Consider the following 14,593-nt stretch of genomic DNA (forward strand, 5'->3'; position numbering starts at 1 on the left):
CGCTGAAATCTTTGGTGAAGGTCGATGCGGTCTCCCGCGTCGCCTTCGATGTCCGAACCGCCGAAGAGTGCCTCTCCGACCATTCGAGTTAACACCTTCATGGGAAGGCGTCTCAACCCCTTTGAAGAACCCTTACCGGAGCGTCAAGGGACAAGGACGGCTTTTAAGTCCCGCAAGAGGACGAGAGAAAACTTTCTCCCGCGCCCGGCATTGAAGCGCTACCGCGCGACATTTTGATGAAGGCCCGGCGTCAGTTGGAGCAAGCTTGTTCCAAACGGCGATCCATCGGCGGTTTCATGCCGGAAATGCGCCGATCGCGACGGATCGTCCTTATCGGCTCGGAACGATTAGGTTCCATGGACGAGCGCGCGGGTCGCTCACCAGCAATCAGGGGGAAATCTAGGGGCGATAAAATAATGGTGCCTGGAGGCGGGTTCGAACCACCGACACGCGGATTTTCAATCCGCTGCTCTACCAGCTGAGCTATCCAGGCGCCGACGCGGCGTCGCGAGAGGCGGGTCTATAGGGGAGGCTTTTGCGCCTGTCCAGCGCCCAATCCATCGTTTTCGCCATCATCTTCGGCGCCCTCGTCCAGGGCGGCGGGAATGGCGTAGGCGCCGGTGAACCAGCGCTGCAGATCCACCTCGGAACACCGGCGCGAGCAGAAGGGCCTGTACTTCGGATCGGCGTCGGACTTGCGGCATATGGGGCAGATGGACATCGGTCAGGTCTCTTCTATATGGCCGCGTCCGGCGGCGACGGCGGCATCCGGCCGGACCCCGGCGCGCGGCCCCAGCCGTTGGGCCAGCGGACCAGCGATGGCGGCCTCTTCCGGCGTACAACACATGACGATGCGCGGCGCCGCCGTATCGGACAACAGATGTCGTCTCAGGCTGCGCACCAACGCCAGAGCGCGCGTCGGAAGCGACGGCCGGCCGCCGGCGTCCAGCAGCACCTCATCCAGCGGCGTTTCGCGCCAGGGCAAAGACAGTTCCAACAGGCCGAACCGGCTGACGCCGCCGAACACCGCCTGCGGTTCGTGGGCGAAAGCGGCGCGCGCGGCCTTGGCTTGCGCCGCCGCGTCCTGCCCGTCCCCGACCAGATCGACGACCACCAGGCCGCCCCAGCGGCGTAGGCCGATCAGGCGCGCCGCCTGGTGCAGCCCTTCGCGATTCGCCGCCGCCCTGCCCTGTTTGGGGTCGCGGCCGGGCGTAGGCGCATGGTCGATGTCGATGGCGACCAGCGCACGGGTCCGCTCAAGAGACAGATCGAGGCCCTGGGCGGAAAAGCGGTGCGTCGCCGCCAGCGCCTCCTCTTCGGCCTCCGTCACGGCGTCGATGGCGGGAACGCCGACGACTGATTCCTCGCCAGGCGCGAGTGCGCGCAACTGTTCGGCGACTGAGGGACCCGCCTGGATCAGACGCGGCGCCCCCTCCCCTGGTCCCAGACGGCGAACGACGGCGCCCTTGCCCGACCTCGGCTCTGCGGACACGACGACCTCCAGCCTCTGCCCCTGGGTCAACCGATCCGCGCGATTGAACGGCAGGAAGGCCGGCGCATCGGCGCCCAGGTCGATGAAGGCGCCGCGCAGGCCGGGATTGACCTCGATCACCCGGCCGATCGACCGGGCGCCGAGCCGCATCTGCGCCCGGTCGCTCTCGCGCTGAATCAGAAGATGGGTGAACCGACCGTTTCGCTGGATCGCGCCGCGCGTCTCGCCCGGCGTTTCGTCGAGGAAGACCTCGACCGCGCCGCTCATGGCCGCCAGCCGACGCCGTGCAGCAGTTGGACGGCCTCATAGACCGGAAGCCCCATCACGGACGGATGGCTGCCTACGATTCGCTGCACGAAGGCGCCGGCCGGTCCCTGGATGCCATAGGCGCCGGCCTTGCCGCGCCAGTCGCCCGTGGCGACATAGGTCGCGATCTCACGGTCGGACAAGGATTTGAAGGTCACTCGGGTCTCGTTGACCCGCGAAGACAGTTTTCCGTCCCGAACGACGGCGACACCGGTGAAGACCCGGTGATTGCGCCCGGACAGCAGTTTCAGGAATCGGGTCGCCTCCGCCGCATCCGCGGCCTTCTCCAGAAAGCGACGGCCGACCGACACCACCGTATCGGCGGCGATGATCACGGCCTGGGGATGACGGGCGGCGACGACCTGCGCCTTCGATGTGGCCAGACGCTCGGCCAGACGCGGCGGGGTTTCACCCTTCAGCGGCGTCTCGTCGATATCGGCAGGGTCGATGTGGTCGGGCGTGATGCCGACCTGCGCCAGCAGTTCGATGCGACGCGGGCTGGACGACGCCAGCACAAGTTCAGGACGGGCCCCAGACAAATGCCGGCCGGCCTTTACTTGAAGCGGTAGGTGATGCGGCCCTTGGTCAGGTCGTAGGGCGTCATCTCAACCAGCACCTTATCGCCGGCCAGCACGCGGATGCGGTTCTTGCGCATCTTGCCGGCGGTGTGGGCGATGATCTCGTGGTCGTTCTCAAGCGTCACGCGGAAAGTGGCGTTCGGCAGCAGTTCGCTGACGGTGCCGGGAAACTCGAGCAGTTCTTCCTTAGCCATGCGGCCTCTCACGCCCGTTTGAAATGCGTTCAGCCCCACGCCGGGCGGGCGCGTGGGGCGGAATGGAGGGGCCTAATGCCCGAAAACGCAGAGATAGTCGAGGTCAGCCGCGACGGTAGAGGGCGCACAGCAGCGTAAACAGACGTCGCGCGGTCTCCTGATCGACCACGATCTTGCCTTCCAGCCGCGACTTCAACGCCTCGGCGCCTTCGTTGTGCAGGCCGCGACGGCCCATATCGACCGATTCGATCTGGCTGGGCGACGATCCCCGCAGCGCCTCGTAATAGCTGTCGCAGATCAGCAGATAGTCCTTCAGCACGCCCTTCAGCGGCGTCAGGCTGATGGCGTAGGTGCGGGTGAAATCCTCGCCGTCGATGTCGAACACCAGACGATTGTCCTGGAGCGACAGCCTCAGCCTGTAGGGCCCGCCCGGCGCGCCCTGGGGTTCGAAGCTGTTCTTCTCCACCAGGTCGAAGATGGCGACGCGCCGCTCATGCTCGATCTCGGCCGTCGCGGCCGGCAGGGTCGCAGCGTCCAGTTCGACCGAGGCCAGCCTGTGCGGACCGCTCATGCCGCATTCCCTTCTTCCAGTTCGGGGCCGTCCAGGTGGGTCGGCGCGATGCGCGCGGGCCAGCGTTCGGAGATGTCGGTGACCACGGCGTCCAGGCATTCCACGTCGATCCGCAGATCGCCGCCGCCGGCGAACATCAGGATGACGCGGCCGCTGGGCGCCTCGGTCGGCATAAAGTCCAGCGCCAGCAGTTCCAGCGATGCGTCGGGGCTGCGCGACAGGCGACGGCTCTTGACCGCCAGCACGTCCCCGAACTGCATCGCGCACATCACCCGCGTCCCCCCGCATTCCCAGCAGAAACGGCTGAAGGCGATGGTCAGGGTGCGCGCCTGCTTTTCCCACACGATATCGACGGGCCGCAGGATGGCGTCCTGCAACGCGGCGGAAATGATCTGCAGATCGTCGGCGTCCTCGGCCAGCAGGCGCAGCGGCTCGACCGGCGTGCTGGGAACGGGCGGGACCGCGTCGATCTCAGTGCTCATCACCTGTTCCCTTTATGCGTCGGATATCGGCGCCGCACGCGCCGAGCTTGTCCTCCAAACGCTCGAACCCGCGATCCAGATGATAGACCCGGCCCACCGTCGTTTCGCCCTGGGCGACCAGGCCCGCGATGACCAGGCACATCGACGCCCGCAGATCGGTGGCCATGACCTGGGCGCCGTGCAGAACCTCGACGCCCGTGACGTGCGCCTCGCCGGCGTGGACGGAAATCTCGGCGCCCAGACGCGCCAGCTCCGGCACGTGCATGAAACGGTTCTCGAAAATCGTCTCACGCACCGTGCTGACGCCCTCGGCCGTGGTCATCAGGGCCATGAACTGCGCCTGCAGATCGGTGGCGAAGCCGGGATAGATGGCGGTCTCGACATCGACGGCCTTCAGCCGTTGCTTCGGATCGCGCTTGATCCGCACGCCGTCGGCGGCGGGGGAGACATCGACGCCCGCCTCGATCATCTTGTCGGTCAGCGAACCGATCAGTTCCGCGCGCGCCTTGGTCAGGCGCACATCGCCACCCGCCATGGCGGCGGCGACGGCATAGGAGCCCATTTCGATCCGGTCGGGAATCACCGACCAGGTCGCGCCGTTCAGCGACGAGACGCCCGTGATGGTCAGAACATCGGTGTCGATGCCTTCGATCCTGGCGCCCATCGCCGTCAGGCAGCGGGCCAGATCGCCGATCTCGGGTTCGCGCGCCGCACGCCGCAGAACCGTCACGCCCTGCGCCAGCACCGCCGCCAGCAGGGCGTGTTCGGTCGCGCCGACGGACACGAACGGGAACTCGATCTCGGCGCCGCGCAGCCCCTTGGGCGCGCGGGCGGTGACATATCCCTCTTCCAGCTCGATCTCGGCGCCCAGGGCCGTCAATGCCTGCAGGTGCAGATCCACCGGACGCGCGCCGATGGTGCAGCCGCCGGGCAGCGACACCTTGGCCTCGCCCGTGCGCGCCAGCAGCGGCCCCAGCACATTGAACGAGGCGCGCATCTGGCGGACCAGATCATAGGGGGCGAAGGTCGAGGTCAGGTCCTTGGCGTGGAACAGGCTCTCTTGCCCGTCCGCGCCGTCGCGCTCGGTCACCTCGATGCCGAACTGGCGCAGCAGTTGCCCCAGGAAACGCGTGTCCGCCAGCCGCGGCATATTGGTCAGCAGCAAGGGTTGATCCGTCAGGATCGAGGCCGCCATCAGCTTGATGGCCGAGTTCTTGGCGCCGCTGACGGGAATGTCCCCGAAAAGCTGGGCGCCGCCGTGAATGGCGATGCTGTCCATGTGGTCCTTAGGCGCGCCCGAAGGAAACGCTTCGGGGAAAGGGGTCTGTAGCAAGCCGGCGCGCGCTTGCCAAAGGGCTGGGCGACGTCGCGCCGATGACTTTCAGTTGCTGTCTCTGGGCGCCGCCGGGGTCCGCGCCGGCGCCTTGCGGCGTCGCAGGTTGGCGCGAAGGGCGGACGCCAGGCGGATGGCCTTTTCGGCCTTGGCGCGCGCCGCCTCGGACTGGGCAGGCTCGGACTGGGCAGGCTCGGACTGGGCAGGCTCGGACTGGGCAGGCTCGGGCGCGGCGGCGGGCGATTGCACGGCCTCGGCCTTGGCCGGCGATTCGACACGCGGCGGCGCGGCGGCGGCGGGCGGCGTAACGGCGTCGTGCGGAGAACGAGTCATGAGCTGCAGAATGCCGCGATCACGGGCCATGTCCAAACTTTCTTTCAGATCGTCAAAAAGCCGCTTCCCTCCCCGGAAGGGTTTGGCTATACGGCCGCTTCCTCAGTCGGGGCCGCCGTAGCTCAGTGGTAGAGCGCATCCTTGGTAAGGCTGAGGTCGTGGGTTCGATTCCCCCCGGCGGCACCATCTGAGACCTGAAAAGGCCCGGCTTTCGCCGGGCCTTTTTGTTTTCCGAGCCTGTCTGTTCGGCGGAACCGTTGATGGTTCAGTCGAAGGCCGACATCCGCCCCCGGAACGGGTCGCGCTCATCCGAATCGCGATCCTTGCTCCAGCTGAAACCCATCGACAGGGACTTGCTGGTGGTGTCGCCGCCATAGCCGCGAGCGCGGACGCCATAGGGCGAATAGAAGCCGGGTCCCGCCAATCCATAGCGCCCCGGATAGCCATAGCCGTAACCCCAGGGCTCGTTGCGCGCCTCGCGATAGGCCAGGTCCAGTCGTCCGTTCTCGCCGACCGGCATGGAGACGGCGGCGCCATAGGTGCGATAGCCGCCGGTGCCGATGCCCGCCTCGACCATGCCATGCATCTGACGGTCGTCCTGCGGACCGGGCGACGGCCCCTCTTCAAAACTGGCGCCGGGGGTGCGGTTCGATATCCAGTTCTGGATCTGCTGCTCGGTGGTCATGCCGTGCGGCTGGGCGTCCTGCGCCGTCGGGGCGGCGACGGCGACCTGGGGGGCGGCGTTCATGGCCTGGGCCAGGGTCGGGGCGTTGGTCGGGGCGGTGGCGACCACCCCATCCGGGTCGGCGCCGGGCGCCATCAGGACCATGCCGGCCAAGAAACCTGCGATCAGCATTTCGCCTCTCCCTTCGACATCATCATAGCACGGCGAATAAGGCGATGGTCAGGCGTTTGCGTCGCCCCGTTCCAACGGGTCCGGCAGGGGCTCGCCTTCCGCCACGAACGACAGGGCCACGGAGTTGATGCAGTAGCGATTGCCGGTCGGCGGCGGGCCGTCGGGAAAGACGTGGCCCTGGTGGCTGCCGCACCGGGCGCACTGGGTCTCGATACGGATCATGCCATAGCTGGTGTCGCGGATTTCGTGAACGTGGGCCGCATCGACCGGCTCGGTGAAGCTGGGCCAGCCGGTGCCGCTTTCGAACTTCGTCCGGCTGCGGAACAGCGGCAGGCCGCATTCGCGGCAGCAGAAGACGCCGGTCCGCTTTTCGCCCAGCAGCGTGCCACAGAACGGCGCCTCGGTGCCGTGCGACAGCAGGACGCGCTTCTCTTCGGGGCTCAGGCCCGCCTCCAGCCGGGCGCGTTCCTCCGCGTCGGGCGGCGTCAGGTCGTAGCCGGAAGGCGAGCGCAGGGTTTGGGCGTGGGAAGCGAGATCGGTCATGGTCTGCAAATGGGAAGGGGCGGGCCGAGGTTCCACCCCTGCCCGCCCCCTCGATTCACACGATGATGCGATGCTTACTGGAACAGGGTTCCGACCCAGGCGCGCACGGCGGCTTCGTCGGTCGCGTCGCCAGTGTAGGCCAGGCCCTGCGCCGGGGTGAAGGGCGCGTCATTGCCGCGCTGGCGCGTCGTCCAGGCCTTGTGACCATAGCTCAGCTCGGCGTAGTTCGACGGCAGACGCAGCACGGTGGGCTCGATGAAGATCGAATCCTCGGCCGTGACCGACCCGGCCAGACGCACGTTCGGCAGGCGCGTCAGCAGGTCCAGCGTGTCCAGGCAGCCGCTGGTGCAGCCGCCGTCCACCAGGACGACCACCGGCCCGGCGACCGGATTGGCGGCGCCCGTATCCGGCACCGACGGACGGCCCGGCAGGGTGAAGGTGGCCTGATTGGCGGCCAGGGCCGAATCAAAGGCGGCGACGATGGCCTGGGTCTGTTCGATCACCGGGCCGGATTCGGCGACAAAGCGCGGATCGGCCTGCATCCGGGCCAGGGTGTCAGCGAACCACTGACGATTCGCCTGGGTGGCGCGATAGGTGATCGAACCGGCCTCGGGCTGGCGGCTGACGGTGAATTCGGGCGTCCAGATGCGGTTGGCCAGGCCATAGCCGCGCCCCGTGGCGTTCAGCGACGCCCCGTTCGCGCCACGCAGGTCGATGACCAGCCCCTGCGCCCCGCGAAGGGCCGGCAGCTGCGCCTCGACCGCGGCGAAGAAGGCGTCCCAACCGGCATCGTCGGCCAGGGTGTGGACATTGATCCAGGGCCGACCGTTCACCGTCTCGATCGACAGCGGATTGGCGCCGGGCGCATAGACGGTGGCGCGATAGGCGGCTTCCAGGCCGGCGGCGTCGGCCGGTTGAGGCTGCATCTGGAAGTCGCGGTCGCGACGACCGACCTTGAAGGTGCACAGCGACGGCACGCCGCCGGTGAACGGATTGTTGCGGTTCCACAGCAGATAGGGGGCGGTGCGCACCCGGCCGGCCTCGGTCGTCAGGTCGCCTTCCCAGCGATCCAGACGCTCTTCGGCCAGTTGCGCCGCGGTCTTGTCGCCGCACTTCACCAGGGTCGCCCCGACCGGCGGCAGGTTGCGAACGCCCGGCTTGGCGTAGGAGACGACATATTCGCCGTTGCGCGATGCCGTGGTCACGCCCGGCCAGCTGGTGGCGAAGAACGGGCCAAGACCCTCGTAGGTGGGGCGGATGGCGATGTTCGAATCGCGGAAGCCGTTGGCGTAATAGCGCATCAGATAGGCGTGGCTGTCGCCGCTGTTGACCTGCCCGACCTTGCCTTTCGCCTCAGCCAGACCCGCGTCGATCCAGTTGCGGAAGGCTTGGCTGGACGCGCCGGGAATCACGGCGGCGGGATGGTTGGCGGCCAGCGCATCGTGGGCGGCCTGGAGATCCTGCTGGGCCAGAGCGCGGAAGTCCTGGGCGACGGCGGCGCCGGCGGCCAGGGACAGAACGGCGGCCGATGCGGCGGCGATCATGCGATTCATGGGGGTTTCCTGCGGTCTTCTCAAAGGTAAACGCTTGCCCAGCGTTAAACCTCATGCGTCCCGCGCTTGCCAAGCCCGCACGACCCGATTTCGCCGCATTGTCACATGAGCCGTCCGTCAGAAACGCGGAGGCGTCGCCGTCGTCACGGGCCCGAACAGGCCGATGAAACTGCGCTTAAGCGCCGCGTCCGCCTCGTCCAGCGTGGCCAGCACGCCCAGATCGACCAGGCTGGTCACGCCATGCTCCTGAATGCCGCACGGCACGATCCCGCCGAAATGCTCCAGGTTCGGTTCGACGTTCAGGCTGACGCCGTGGAAGCTGACCCATTTGCGGACCTTGACGCCGATCGCGGCGATCTTGTCCTCGCGCGACCAGCCCGGACCTTTTCGTTCCACCCAGACCCCGACGCGGCCCGGCCGAACGTCCGCGACGACGCCGAAGTCGGACAGGGCGTCGATCAGCCACAGCTCCAGCCCCCGCACGAAACAGCGCACGTCCCTGCCCCGCCGGTTCATGTCCAGCATCACATAACAGACCCGCTGGCCCGGCCCGTGATAGGTGAACTGACCTCCCCGCCCGGTGCGGTGAACGGGGAACCGGCCGGCGTCCAGCAGATCCTCGTCCTTGGCGGACACTCCGGCGGTGTAGAGCGGCGGATGTTCCAGCAGCCAGACCATCTCGGCCGCCTCGCCCGCCGCGATGGCGGCGACCCGCGCCTCCATGAAGGCCTCTGCGGCGGCGTAGTCGACATAATCCTCCGACACCGCCCATTCGACGGGTCGACCGTCGTCGAGGTGCAGTTTCTGAAGGGACGGACTTAACGGCTCAGCAAGCATGACGCTTCAATGTGGACGCGAAGGCGTTTCCGCAAGAGACGGCCTTGCCGTGACCGAGAGCTTTTCGTGACCCAGATCAACGCCGTCGATGTCGAAATCTCAGTCGTGCTGGGGCGTTCGGTGCTGCCGATGTCGCAACTGCTGCGCATGGGACGCGGCGCGGTGATTCCCCTGGACGTAGCCGAGGGCGACGAGGTGTGGATCCTGGCCAACAATTATCCGGTGGCGCGCGGCGAGATCGAGATTCGCGACGACCGTATCGCCATCACCGTCACCCGCCAGGCCGACGTCTATGATTTCATGGCCGGCGCGGCCTGATTGGCCAGTGACGCGTGGCCAGTGACGCGTGGCGAGTGAATAGGCCCGCCTTTCCAGACCGGGCGTCAGATCGCCATCGCTGAAATCGCCCGAAACAACGCGCTGTTGACCACTCGCCACTCGCCACTCAAATCGCCCCTTCCCTTTTCCAACGGCTTCGTCTATTCGCCGCCGCTCCGATGCGAGCGGTCGTGGCGGAATTGGTAGACGCGCAGCGTTGAGGTCGCTGTGGGGCAACCCGTGGAAGTTCGAGTCTTCTCGACCGCACCATCTGGCTAAACAGGGCGATTCATCGGCTAACTCCGGCTGGACATACTACCAAGGAAGGCGACAACGTGAGCACCACGGATACCGCCTTCGCGCCAGCCGAAGCGCCTGAGAACGAAGACCACGCCGCCCTGGACGAGGACTATGTCCTCACCCCCTCATTCGTCGAGAAAGTCGTGGACGCCGCCGACGACGGCGACGGCATGCGGCTGCGTTCGCTGCTGGAAGACCTGCACCCCGCCGACGTCGCCGACCTGATGGGCTTTCTGACGGCCGAGCATCGCGCGGTCGTGGTGCTGTGGCTGCCGCCGGAACTGCTGGCCGAGACCCTGCCCGAACTGGACGACGGCATCCGCGAGGAGGTGCTGGAGCGCGTGCCGCACGGAACCCTGGCCGAGGCGCTGCAGGAGTTGGACTCCGACGACGCCGCCGCCGTCGTGGAGGATCTGGAGGACGATCAGCGCGAGCGCGTTCTGGCCGCCATGCCCGAGGTCGACCGGGCCGCCATCGAAAGCAGCCTGGGCTATGCCGAGGAATCGGCCGGCCGCCTGATGCAGCGCGAGGTGATGGCCGCGCCCCAGTTCTGGAGCGTGGGCGACACCATCGACCACATCCGCAAACAGGGCGACGACCTGCCCGAGCTGTTCTTCGACATCTATGTGGTCGATCCGGTCAACCGGCCGGTCGGCGGCGTGCCCATCAGCGGCCTTCTGCGCGCCGCACGCGACGTGGCCCTGACCGATCTGATGGAGCCGATCAACGCAATCGCCGTCGATCAGGACCAGGAAGAGGTCGCCTACATCTTCGAGAAATACCACCTGATCTCGGCGCCCGTCGTCGATGCGGGCGGGCGTCTGGTCGGTCAGATCACCGTCGATGACATCGTCAACATCATTCAGGAAGAGAACCGCGAGGACATCCTGCGTCTGGCCGGCGTCGCCGATGAGGACCGCGGTTCGTCCGTGGCCGAGATCGTTCGCGGCCGCGTGCCCTGGCTGGCCATCAACCTGGCGACGGCGGCTCTGGGCGCCAGCGTCATCGGCCTGTTCGAGGCCACCATCCAGCAGATCGTGGCCCTGGCCGTCCTGATGCCCATCGTCTCGGCCATCGGCGGCAACGCCGGCACCCAGGCCCTGACCGTGACCGTGCGGGCGCTGGCGACGCGCGAGCTGAACTCGGCCAACGCCATGCGGACCTTCCTGCGCGAACTGGTCGTCGGCCTGGCCAACGGCCTGATCCTGGCGCCTCTGATCGGGATCGCGGCCGGTTTCTGGTTCCGCGACGAGGACTGGAAGATCGGCCTGGTCATCGGCGCGGCCATGATCCTGAACCTGCTGGTCGCGGCCTGTATCGGGGTTCTGACGCCCCTGACCCTGTCCAAGCTGAAGTTCGACCCCGCCGTGTCGTCCGCCGTCTTTGTGACGGCGACCACCGACTTCTTCGGCTTCCTGATCTTCCTTGGTCTGGCCACACTGGTCCTGCTCTAGACGCGACGCGAACCGGCGTCCGGCGCGGCCCTTGCTGGGAACGGCGCGAACGCCACCCGCCTGTCTTTAATTGGGTCACCTGTGTCCGACGTCCTAGCCAAACCGACCAGGGTCTCCCGCGAGGGGGTCCTTCTGATCAAGAGCTTCGAAGGTTTCCGCCATCGCGCCGGATTGCGCAGCGACGGCCGCTGGGTCATCGGCTATGGCCACACCCGGTCCGCCAGAGAGGGCGCCACGGTGTCCGAGGCCGAGGCCGAGTTGCTGATGCAGTATGACCTGCTGCCGGTGGTCAAGGCTGTGGTCGATCATGTGAAGGTTCCGCTGAACCAGCATCAGTTCGACGCCCTGGCCAGCTTCGCCTTTTCCATCGGGGCCGAACGTTTCGCCTCCTCCGATGTGGTCGCCCAGTTGAACGCGGGTTCAGCCCGGCAGGCCGCCGCCACGATGAGCGCCTGGGCCGACGAGGCCGCCGCCGAAAAGCCCACCCGCCGCCGTTCGGCCGAACACGCTCTATTCAACGCCGCGCCGGGTGCGCCCGTGACCCTGGCCGACCTGCTGGCCGCGCCCCTGCCGTCTCCTTTCGAGACGCCCCAGACCGCCCTGCCCGCCGTCGACGGCGCCCTGGACGAGGCCGTCGCCCCCTTCCCCGTCGCCGAGGCGACCCATGCCGCCAAGACGGTCGGCCCCCTCGCCGATGTCGCGCCGCTGGCGAGCCAAGCGGTCGAGACCGTTCCGATCGTCGCCGCGAACGATGCGCATGAGCCGCTGGTCGGAGCGCCGACCAAGACCGCACCCGCCGAGTACGCGCCCGCCGAGGCTTCCAGCGTCGTCCTGACAGCGCCGGGTCTGGCCACGCAGAGTCTGGCCGCGCCGGTTCAGGCCGATCCCGCCCTGACGGCTCTCGACCCCGACTTCACCCCGCCCGACCAGGCGTTGGGCGTTCGCGACACCCTGGCCCGCGCCAAGGCGTCGCGGCGGGCTGGCCTGGGCGAACTGGTCACCTTCCTGGCCATGGGCGCATTGGGCATGGTGTCGCTGGGGGTCGCCGCCGCCGCCTTTCAGCGCGCTTCGGCGACGCGCAGCGGCGACACGGCGACGGTGGCCTGGGTTCTGGCCTTGATCGCGGTCGCCTGCATCGGCGTCTCGGCCTACAACCTCTATCGTCGGTGGGGCCGTCCCGACCGCGGCTGACGACGCTTGGCGAAGACCCGTGCGCGATGCTACCTCTTTGAGCATGAGCATTCCCTTCGCGCCCCAATCCATGGAATTCGGCCTTGGCGAGAACGCCGACGCCATTCGCGACACGACCGCCCGCTGGGCCGCCGATCGCCTGGCCCCTCTGGCGGCCGAGATCGACGAAAAGAACGAATTCAGGCGCGAGCTGTGGCCCGAGATGGGCGACCTGGGCCTGCACGGCATCACCGTCGAGGAAGAGTTCGGCGGCCTGGGCCTGGGCTATCTGGAACATGTCGTGGCGATGGAGGAGGTTTCCCGCGCCTCCGCCTCCATCGGCCTCAGCTACGGGGCCCACTCCAACCTGTGCGTCAACCAGATTCGTCGCTGGGGCACGCCCGAGCAAAAGCAGAAATATCTGCCCAGGCTGATCAGCGGCGAACACGTCGGTTCCCTGGCCATGTCCGAGGCCGGTTCGGGTTCGGACGTCATGTCCATGCGCACCCGCGCCGACCGTAAGGGCGACCGCTACGTCCTGAACGGGACCAAGTTCTGGATCACCAACGCCCCCCACGCCGACACACTGGTCGTTTACGCCAAGACCGATCCCGACGCGGGATCAAGGGGTTGCACCGCCTTCCTGATCGAAAAGGGCATGAAGGGTTTCAGCGTCTCCAAGAAGCTGGACAAGATGGGCATGCGCGGCTCCGACACCGCCGAACTGGTGTTCGAGGACTGCGAGGTGCCGGAGGAAAACATCATGGGTCCGCTGGGCGGCGGCGCCGGCGTGCTGATGAGCGGCCTGGACTATGAACGCGCGGTCCTGTCCGCCGGTCCCCTGGGCATCATGCAGGCCGCGCTGGACGTGGTCCTGCCCTATGTTCGCGACCGCAAGCAGTTCGGCAAGCCGATCGGTTCGTTCCAACTGATGCAGGCCAAGGTCGCCGACATGTATGTCGCCCTGAACAGCGCCCGCGCCTATGTCTATGCCGTCGCGCGCGCCTGCGATCAGGGCAAGACCACCCGCTACGACGCGGCGGGCGCCATTCTGCTGGCGTCGGAAAACGCCGTGAAGGTGTCGCTGGAAGCCGTCCAGGCGCTGGGCGGCGCGGGCTACACCCGGGAATGGCCGGTCGAGCGTCTGGTTCGCGACGCCAAACTCTATGACATCGGCGCCGGCACCAATGAGATCAGGCGTTTCCTGATCGGGCGGGAACTGCTGGGCGGCTGACGGCTTGTCTCCGTCAGAGGAGACATCCGATGCCCGCAAAATCCGCCGCCCAGCAAAAGGCCGCCGGCGCCGCCCTGTCGGCCAAGCGCGGCGACACGCCCAAATCCAAGTTGAAAGGCGCGTCCAGATCGATGGTCGAGAGCATGACCGAAGATCAGCTGGAGGATCTGGCGCAAACGAAGCGCAAGGGCAAACCCGATCACGTTGCGGAAAAATAGTCGCATTTCGTGATTATTCCGTCGTCGCCCCCTGCTGTAGGTGGCGTGGAAACCGTTGCGCGCCTAGATGGCTCGAACCTTCAGCCGAGCGCCGTTCTTGATGCCCGTCCCACCGCCTGAAAACGACGACCTGCGGCGGTTCTCCGACGTCTTGGAGGAAATCGGCGAAAGCGCCGATCCCAAGCTGAAGCTGGAAGAACTGGTCGCCGCCTTCGGCGAGCGCGGCTTCGGGGCCATGATCCTGATTCTGTCCATGCTGGCCCTGCTGCCCTGGCCGCCGGGCGGCAAGGCGGTGTTCGCCGTGCCGATCATCCTGATGTCTCTGGAACTGGCGTTTCAGCGCGACGCCATCTGGCTGCCCCGCTGGGCCCTGAACGCCTCGATCAGCCGCCCGGCCTATCGCGCCGGGGTGTCGCGGATCATGAAGGCGGTGCGCTATGTCGAGAACCTGACCCGGCCGCGCCTGCCCTTCCTGACGGGCGAGATCGCCGACACGGTGACGGGTCTGGTCTGTGTCCTTCTGGCCCTGATCATGGCCCTGCCCATCCCGTTCGGAGACGCCCTGCCCGGCATCGCCCTGGTCTTCTTCGCTCTGGGCATGATGCAGCGCGACGGCATCGCCATCCTGATCGGGGCGGTCTTCACCGGGGCCTGCGGCTTCTATCTGTTCCTGATCTGGCGCACGGTGATCGAAGTCGCCCACCATGCGGCGAGTTGGATGGCCCAGATTTTTCACTGATCGGCTTGCAGCGACGGCCAAGCAAAAGGGCCGCCGGATCGCTCCGACGGCCCTTCATTGCCTGATCGCTGACGATCAGGCC

18 protein-coding genes and 3 tRNA genes are annotated in these 14,593 nt (G+C 67.2%); 8 read left to right on the forward strand and 13 right to left on the reverse strand.

Annotation, left to right across the window (positions count from 1 at the left end; translation table 11 throughout):
• Positions 1–417: 417 nt before the first annotated feature.
• The 9 genes from P0Y50_13635 to P0Y50_13675 all read right to left on the reverse strand — a co-directional run bounded on the left by P0Y50_13635 (position 418) and on the right by P0Y50_13675 (position 5,319).
• Positions 418–493, reverse strand: a tRNA-Phe gene (locus P0Y50_13635).
• Between the two features lie 27 nt (positions 494–520).
• On the reverse strand, positions 521–721 hold the full coding sequence (gene yacG, locus P0Y50_13640; GenBank protein WEK39564.1) for a DNA gyrase inhibitor YacG: 201 nt from the start codon (positions 719–721) through the stop codon (positions 521–523).
• A 3-nt stretch (positions 722–724) separates the two neighbouring features.
• Entirely contained in the window at positions 725–1,759 is a 1,035-nt protein-coding gene (locus P0Y50_13645; protein WEK39565.1) for a ribonuclease E/G, read from the reverse strand.
• Positions 1,756–2,337, reverse strand: coding sequence for a Maf family protein (locus tag P0Y50_13650; GenBank protein ID WEK39566.1), 582 nt, complete (start codon positions 2,335–2,337; stop codon positions 1,756–1,758). The genes P0Y50_13645 and P0Y50_13650 overlap by 4 nt, the downstream gene beginning before the upstream one ends.
• Positions 2,338–2,351: 14 nt before the next feature.
• Positions 2,352–2,570, reverse strand: a complete 219-nt coding sequence (gene infA, locus P0Y50_13655) for a translation initiation factor IF-1 (GenBank protein WEK39567.1) — start codon at positions 2,568–2,570, stop codon at positions 2,352–2,354.
• A gap of 103 nt (positions 2,571–2,673) precedes the next feature.
• The gene (locus tag P0Y50_13660) at positions 2,674–3,141 is read right to left on the reverse strand and encodes a UPF0262 family protein (GenBank protein WEK39568.1); all 468 of its coding nucleotides are present in this window, start codon (positions 3,139–3,141) and stop codon (positions 2,674–2,676) included.
• The gene (locus tag P0Y50_13665; protein WEK39569.1) at positions 3,138–3,623 is read right to left on the reverse strand and encodes a DUF2948 family protein; all 486 of its coding nucleotides are present in this window, start codon (positions 3,621–3,623) and stop codon (positions 3,138–3,140) included. Before P0Y50_13665 ends, P0Y50_13660 begins: the two co-directional genes overlap by 4 nt.
• On the reverse strand, positions 3,613–4,902 hold the full coding sequence (murA, locus tag P0Y50_13670) for a UDP-N-acetylglucosamine 1-carboxyvinyltransferase (GenBank protein WEK39570.1): 1,290 nt from the start codon (positions 4,900–4,902) through the stop codon (positions 3,613–3,615). Before murA ends, P0Y50_13665 begins: the two co-directional genes overlap by 11 nt.
• A 102-nt stretch (positions 4,903–5,004) precedes the next feature.
• Positions 5,005–5,319 carry a hypothetical protein gene (locus P0Y50_13675; GenBank protein WEK39571.1) on the reverse strand — a complete coding sequence of 105 codons (315 nt, stop codon included), beginning with the start codon at positions 5,317–5,319 and terminating at the stop codon, positions 5,005–5,007.
• 81 nt (positions 5,320–5,400) lie between these two features.
• On the opposite strand from P0Y50_13675, the gene P0Y50_13680 reads away from it, so the two are divergent.
• Positions 5,401–5,475, forward strand: a tRNA-Thr gene (locus tag P0Y50_13680).
• 79 nt (positions 5,476–5,554) lie between these two features.
• On the opposite strand, the gene P0Y50_13685 is transcribed toward P0Y50_13680, so the two are convergent.
• The 4 genes from P0Y50_13685 to lipB form a co-directional block, all read right to left on the reverse strand.
• On the reverse strand, positions 5,555–6,145 hold the full coding sequence (locus P0Y50_13685; protein WEK39572.1) for a hypothetical protein: 591 nt from the start codon (positions 6,143–6,145) through the stop codon (positions 5,555–5,557).
• 48 nt (positions 6,146–6,193) lie between these two features.
• Positions 6,194–6,688, reverse strand: a complete 495-nt coding sequence (gene msrB / locus P0Y50_13690; GenBank protein WEK39573.1) for a peptide-methionine (R)-S-oxide reductase MsrB — start codon at positions 6,686–6,688, stop codon at positions 6,194–6,196.
• Positions 6,689–6,762: 74 nt separating this feature from the next.
• Complete coding sequence (locus P0Y50_13695) at positions 6,763–8,241, reverse strand: hypothetical protein (GenBank protein WEK39574.1); 1,479 nt, start codon at positions 8,239–8,241, stop codon at positions 6,763–6,765.
• A gap of 117 nt (positions 8,242–8,358) precedes the next feature.
• Positions 8,359–9,078, reverse strand: coding sequence for a lipoyl(octanoyl) transferase LipB (gene lipB, locus P0Y50_13700; protein WEK39575.1), 720 nt, complete (start codon positions 9,076–9,078; stop codon positions 8,359–8,361).
• A 9-nt stretch (positions 9,079–9,087) separates the two neighbouring features.
• Between lipB and P0Y50_13705 the strand changes: the two genes are divergently transcribed.
• The 7 genes from P0Y50_13705 to P0Y50_13735 all read left to right on the forward strand — a co-directional run bounded on the left by P0Y50_13705 (position 9,088) and on the right by P0Y50_13735 (position 14,511).
• Entirely contained in the window at positions 9,088–9,396 is a 309-nt protein-coding gene (locus P0Y50_13705) for a FliM/FliN family flagellar motor switch protein (GenBank protein WEK39576.1), read from the forward strand.
• Positions 9,397–9,581: 185 nt separating this feature from the next.
• Positions 9,582–9,666 (forward strand) — tRNA-Leu (locus P0Y50_13710).
• Positions 9,667–9,731: 65 nt separating this feature from the next.
• The gene (mgtE, locus tag P0Y50_13715) at positions 9,732–11,150 is read left to right on the forward strand and encodes a magnesium transporter (GenBank protein ID WEK39577.1); all 1,419 of its coding nucleotides are present in this window, start codon (positions 9,732–9,734) and stop codon (positions 11,148–11,150) included.
• A gap of 81 nt (positions 11,151–11,231) precedes the next feature.
• Positions 11,232–12,341, forward strand: coding sequence for a glycoside hydrolase family protein (locus tag P0Y50_13720; protein WEK39578.1), 1,110 nt, complete (start codon positions 11,232–11,234; stop codon positions 12,339–12,341).
• 43 nt (positions 12,342–12,384) lie between these two features.
• Positions 12,385–13,554 (forward strand): isovaleryl-CoA dehydrogenase, encoded by a 1,170-nt coding sequence (locus P0Y50_13725; GenBank protein ID WEK39579.1) that lies wholly within the window; start codon positions 12,385–12,387, stop codon positions 13,552–13,554.
• Between the two features lie 29 nt (positions 13,555–13,583).
• Entirely contained in the window at positions 13,584–13,772 is a 189-nt protein-coding gene (locus tag P0Y50_13730) for a DUF3008 family protein (protein WEK39580.1), read from the forward strand.
• A 100-nt stretch (positions 13,773–13,872) separates the two neighbouring features.
• A complete protein-coding gene (locus P0Y50_13735; GenBank protein ID WEK39581.1) occupies positions 13,873–14,511 on the forward strand; it encodes an exopolysaccharide biosynthesis protein in 639 nt (212 codons plus the stop codon).
• Positions 14,512–14,593: the final 82 nt, after the last annotated feature.

Origin of the sequence: Candidatus Brevundimonas colombiensis (assembly GCA_029202665.1) — a bacterium.
GTDB classification, from domain to species: Bacteria; Pseudomonadota; Alphaproteobacteria; order Caulobacterales; family Caulobacteraceae; genus Brevundimonas; species Brevundimonas colombiensis.

What these genes read in the sequence shown, in the direction of transcription:
- yacG (WEK39564.1), bottom strand. Translation starts at nt 721, where the DNA reads ATGTCCATCTGCCCCATATGCCGCAAGTCCGACGCCGATCCGAAGTAC.
- P0Y50_13645 (WEK39565.1), bottom strand. Translation starts at nt 1,759, where the DNA reads ATGAGCGGCGCGGTCGAGGTCTTCCTCGACGAAACGCCGGGCGAGACG.
- infA (WEK39567.1), bottom strand. Translation starts at nt 2,570, where the DNA reads ATGGCTAAGGAAGAACTGCTCGAGTTTCCCGGCACCGTCAGCGAACTG.
- P0Y50_13660 (WEK39568.1), bottom strand. Translation starts at nt 3,141, where the DNA reads ATGAGCGGTCCGCACAGGCTGGCCTCGGTCGAACTGGACGCTGCGACC.
- P0Y50_13665 (WEK39569.1), bottom strand. Translation starts at nt 3,623, where the DNA reads ATGAGCACTGAGATCGACGCGGTCCCGCCCGTTCCCAGCACGCCGGTC.
- murA (WEK39570.1), bottom strand. Translation starts at nt 4,902, where the DNA reads ATGGACAGCATCGCCATTCACGGCGGCGCCCAGCTTTTCGGGGACATT.
- P0Y50_13675 (WEK39571.1), bottom strand. Translation starts at nt 5,319, where the DNA reads ATGGCCCGTGATCGCGGCATTCTGCAGCTCATGACTCGTTCTCCGCAC.
- P0Y50_13685 (WEK39572.1), bottom strand. Translation starts at nt 6,145, where the DNA reads ATGCTGATCGCAGGTTTCTTGGCCGGCATGGTCCTGATGGCGCCCGGC.
- msrB (WEK39573.1), bottom strand. Translation starts at nt 6,688, where the DNA reads ATGACCGATCTCGCTTCCCACGCCCAAACCCTGCGCTCGCCTTCCGGC.
- P0Y50_13695 (WEK39574.1), bottom strand. Translation starts at nt 8,241, where the DNA reads ATGAATCGCATGATCGCCGCCGCATCGGCCGCCGTTCTGTCCCTGGCC.
- lipB (WEK39575.1), bottom strand. Translation starts at nt 9,078, where the DNA reads ATGCTTGCTGAGCCGTTAAGTCCGTCCCTTCAGAAACTGCACCTCGAC.
- P0Y50_13705 (WEK39576.1), top strand. Translation starts at nt 9,088, where the DNA reads ATGTGGACGCGAAGGCGTTTCCGCAAGAGACGGCCTTGCCGTGACCGA.
- P0Y50_13725 (WEK39579.1), top strand. Translation starts at nt 12,385, where the DNA reads ATGAGCATTCCCTTCGCGCCCCAATCCATGGAATTCGGCCTTGGCGAG.
- P0Y50_13730 (WEK39580.1), top strand. Translation starts at nt 13,584, where the DNA reads ATGCCCGCAAAATCCGCCGCCCAGCAAAAGGCCGCCGGCGCCGCCCTG.
- P0Y50_13735 (WEK39581.1), top strand. Translation starts at nt 13,873, where the DNA reads ATGCCCGTCCCACCGCCTGAAAACGACGACCTGCGGCGGTTCTCCGAC.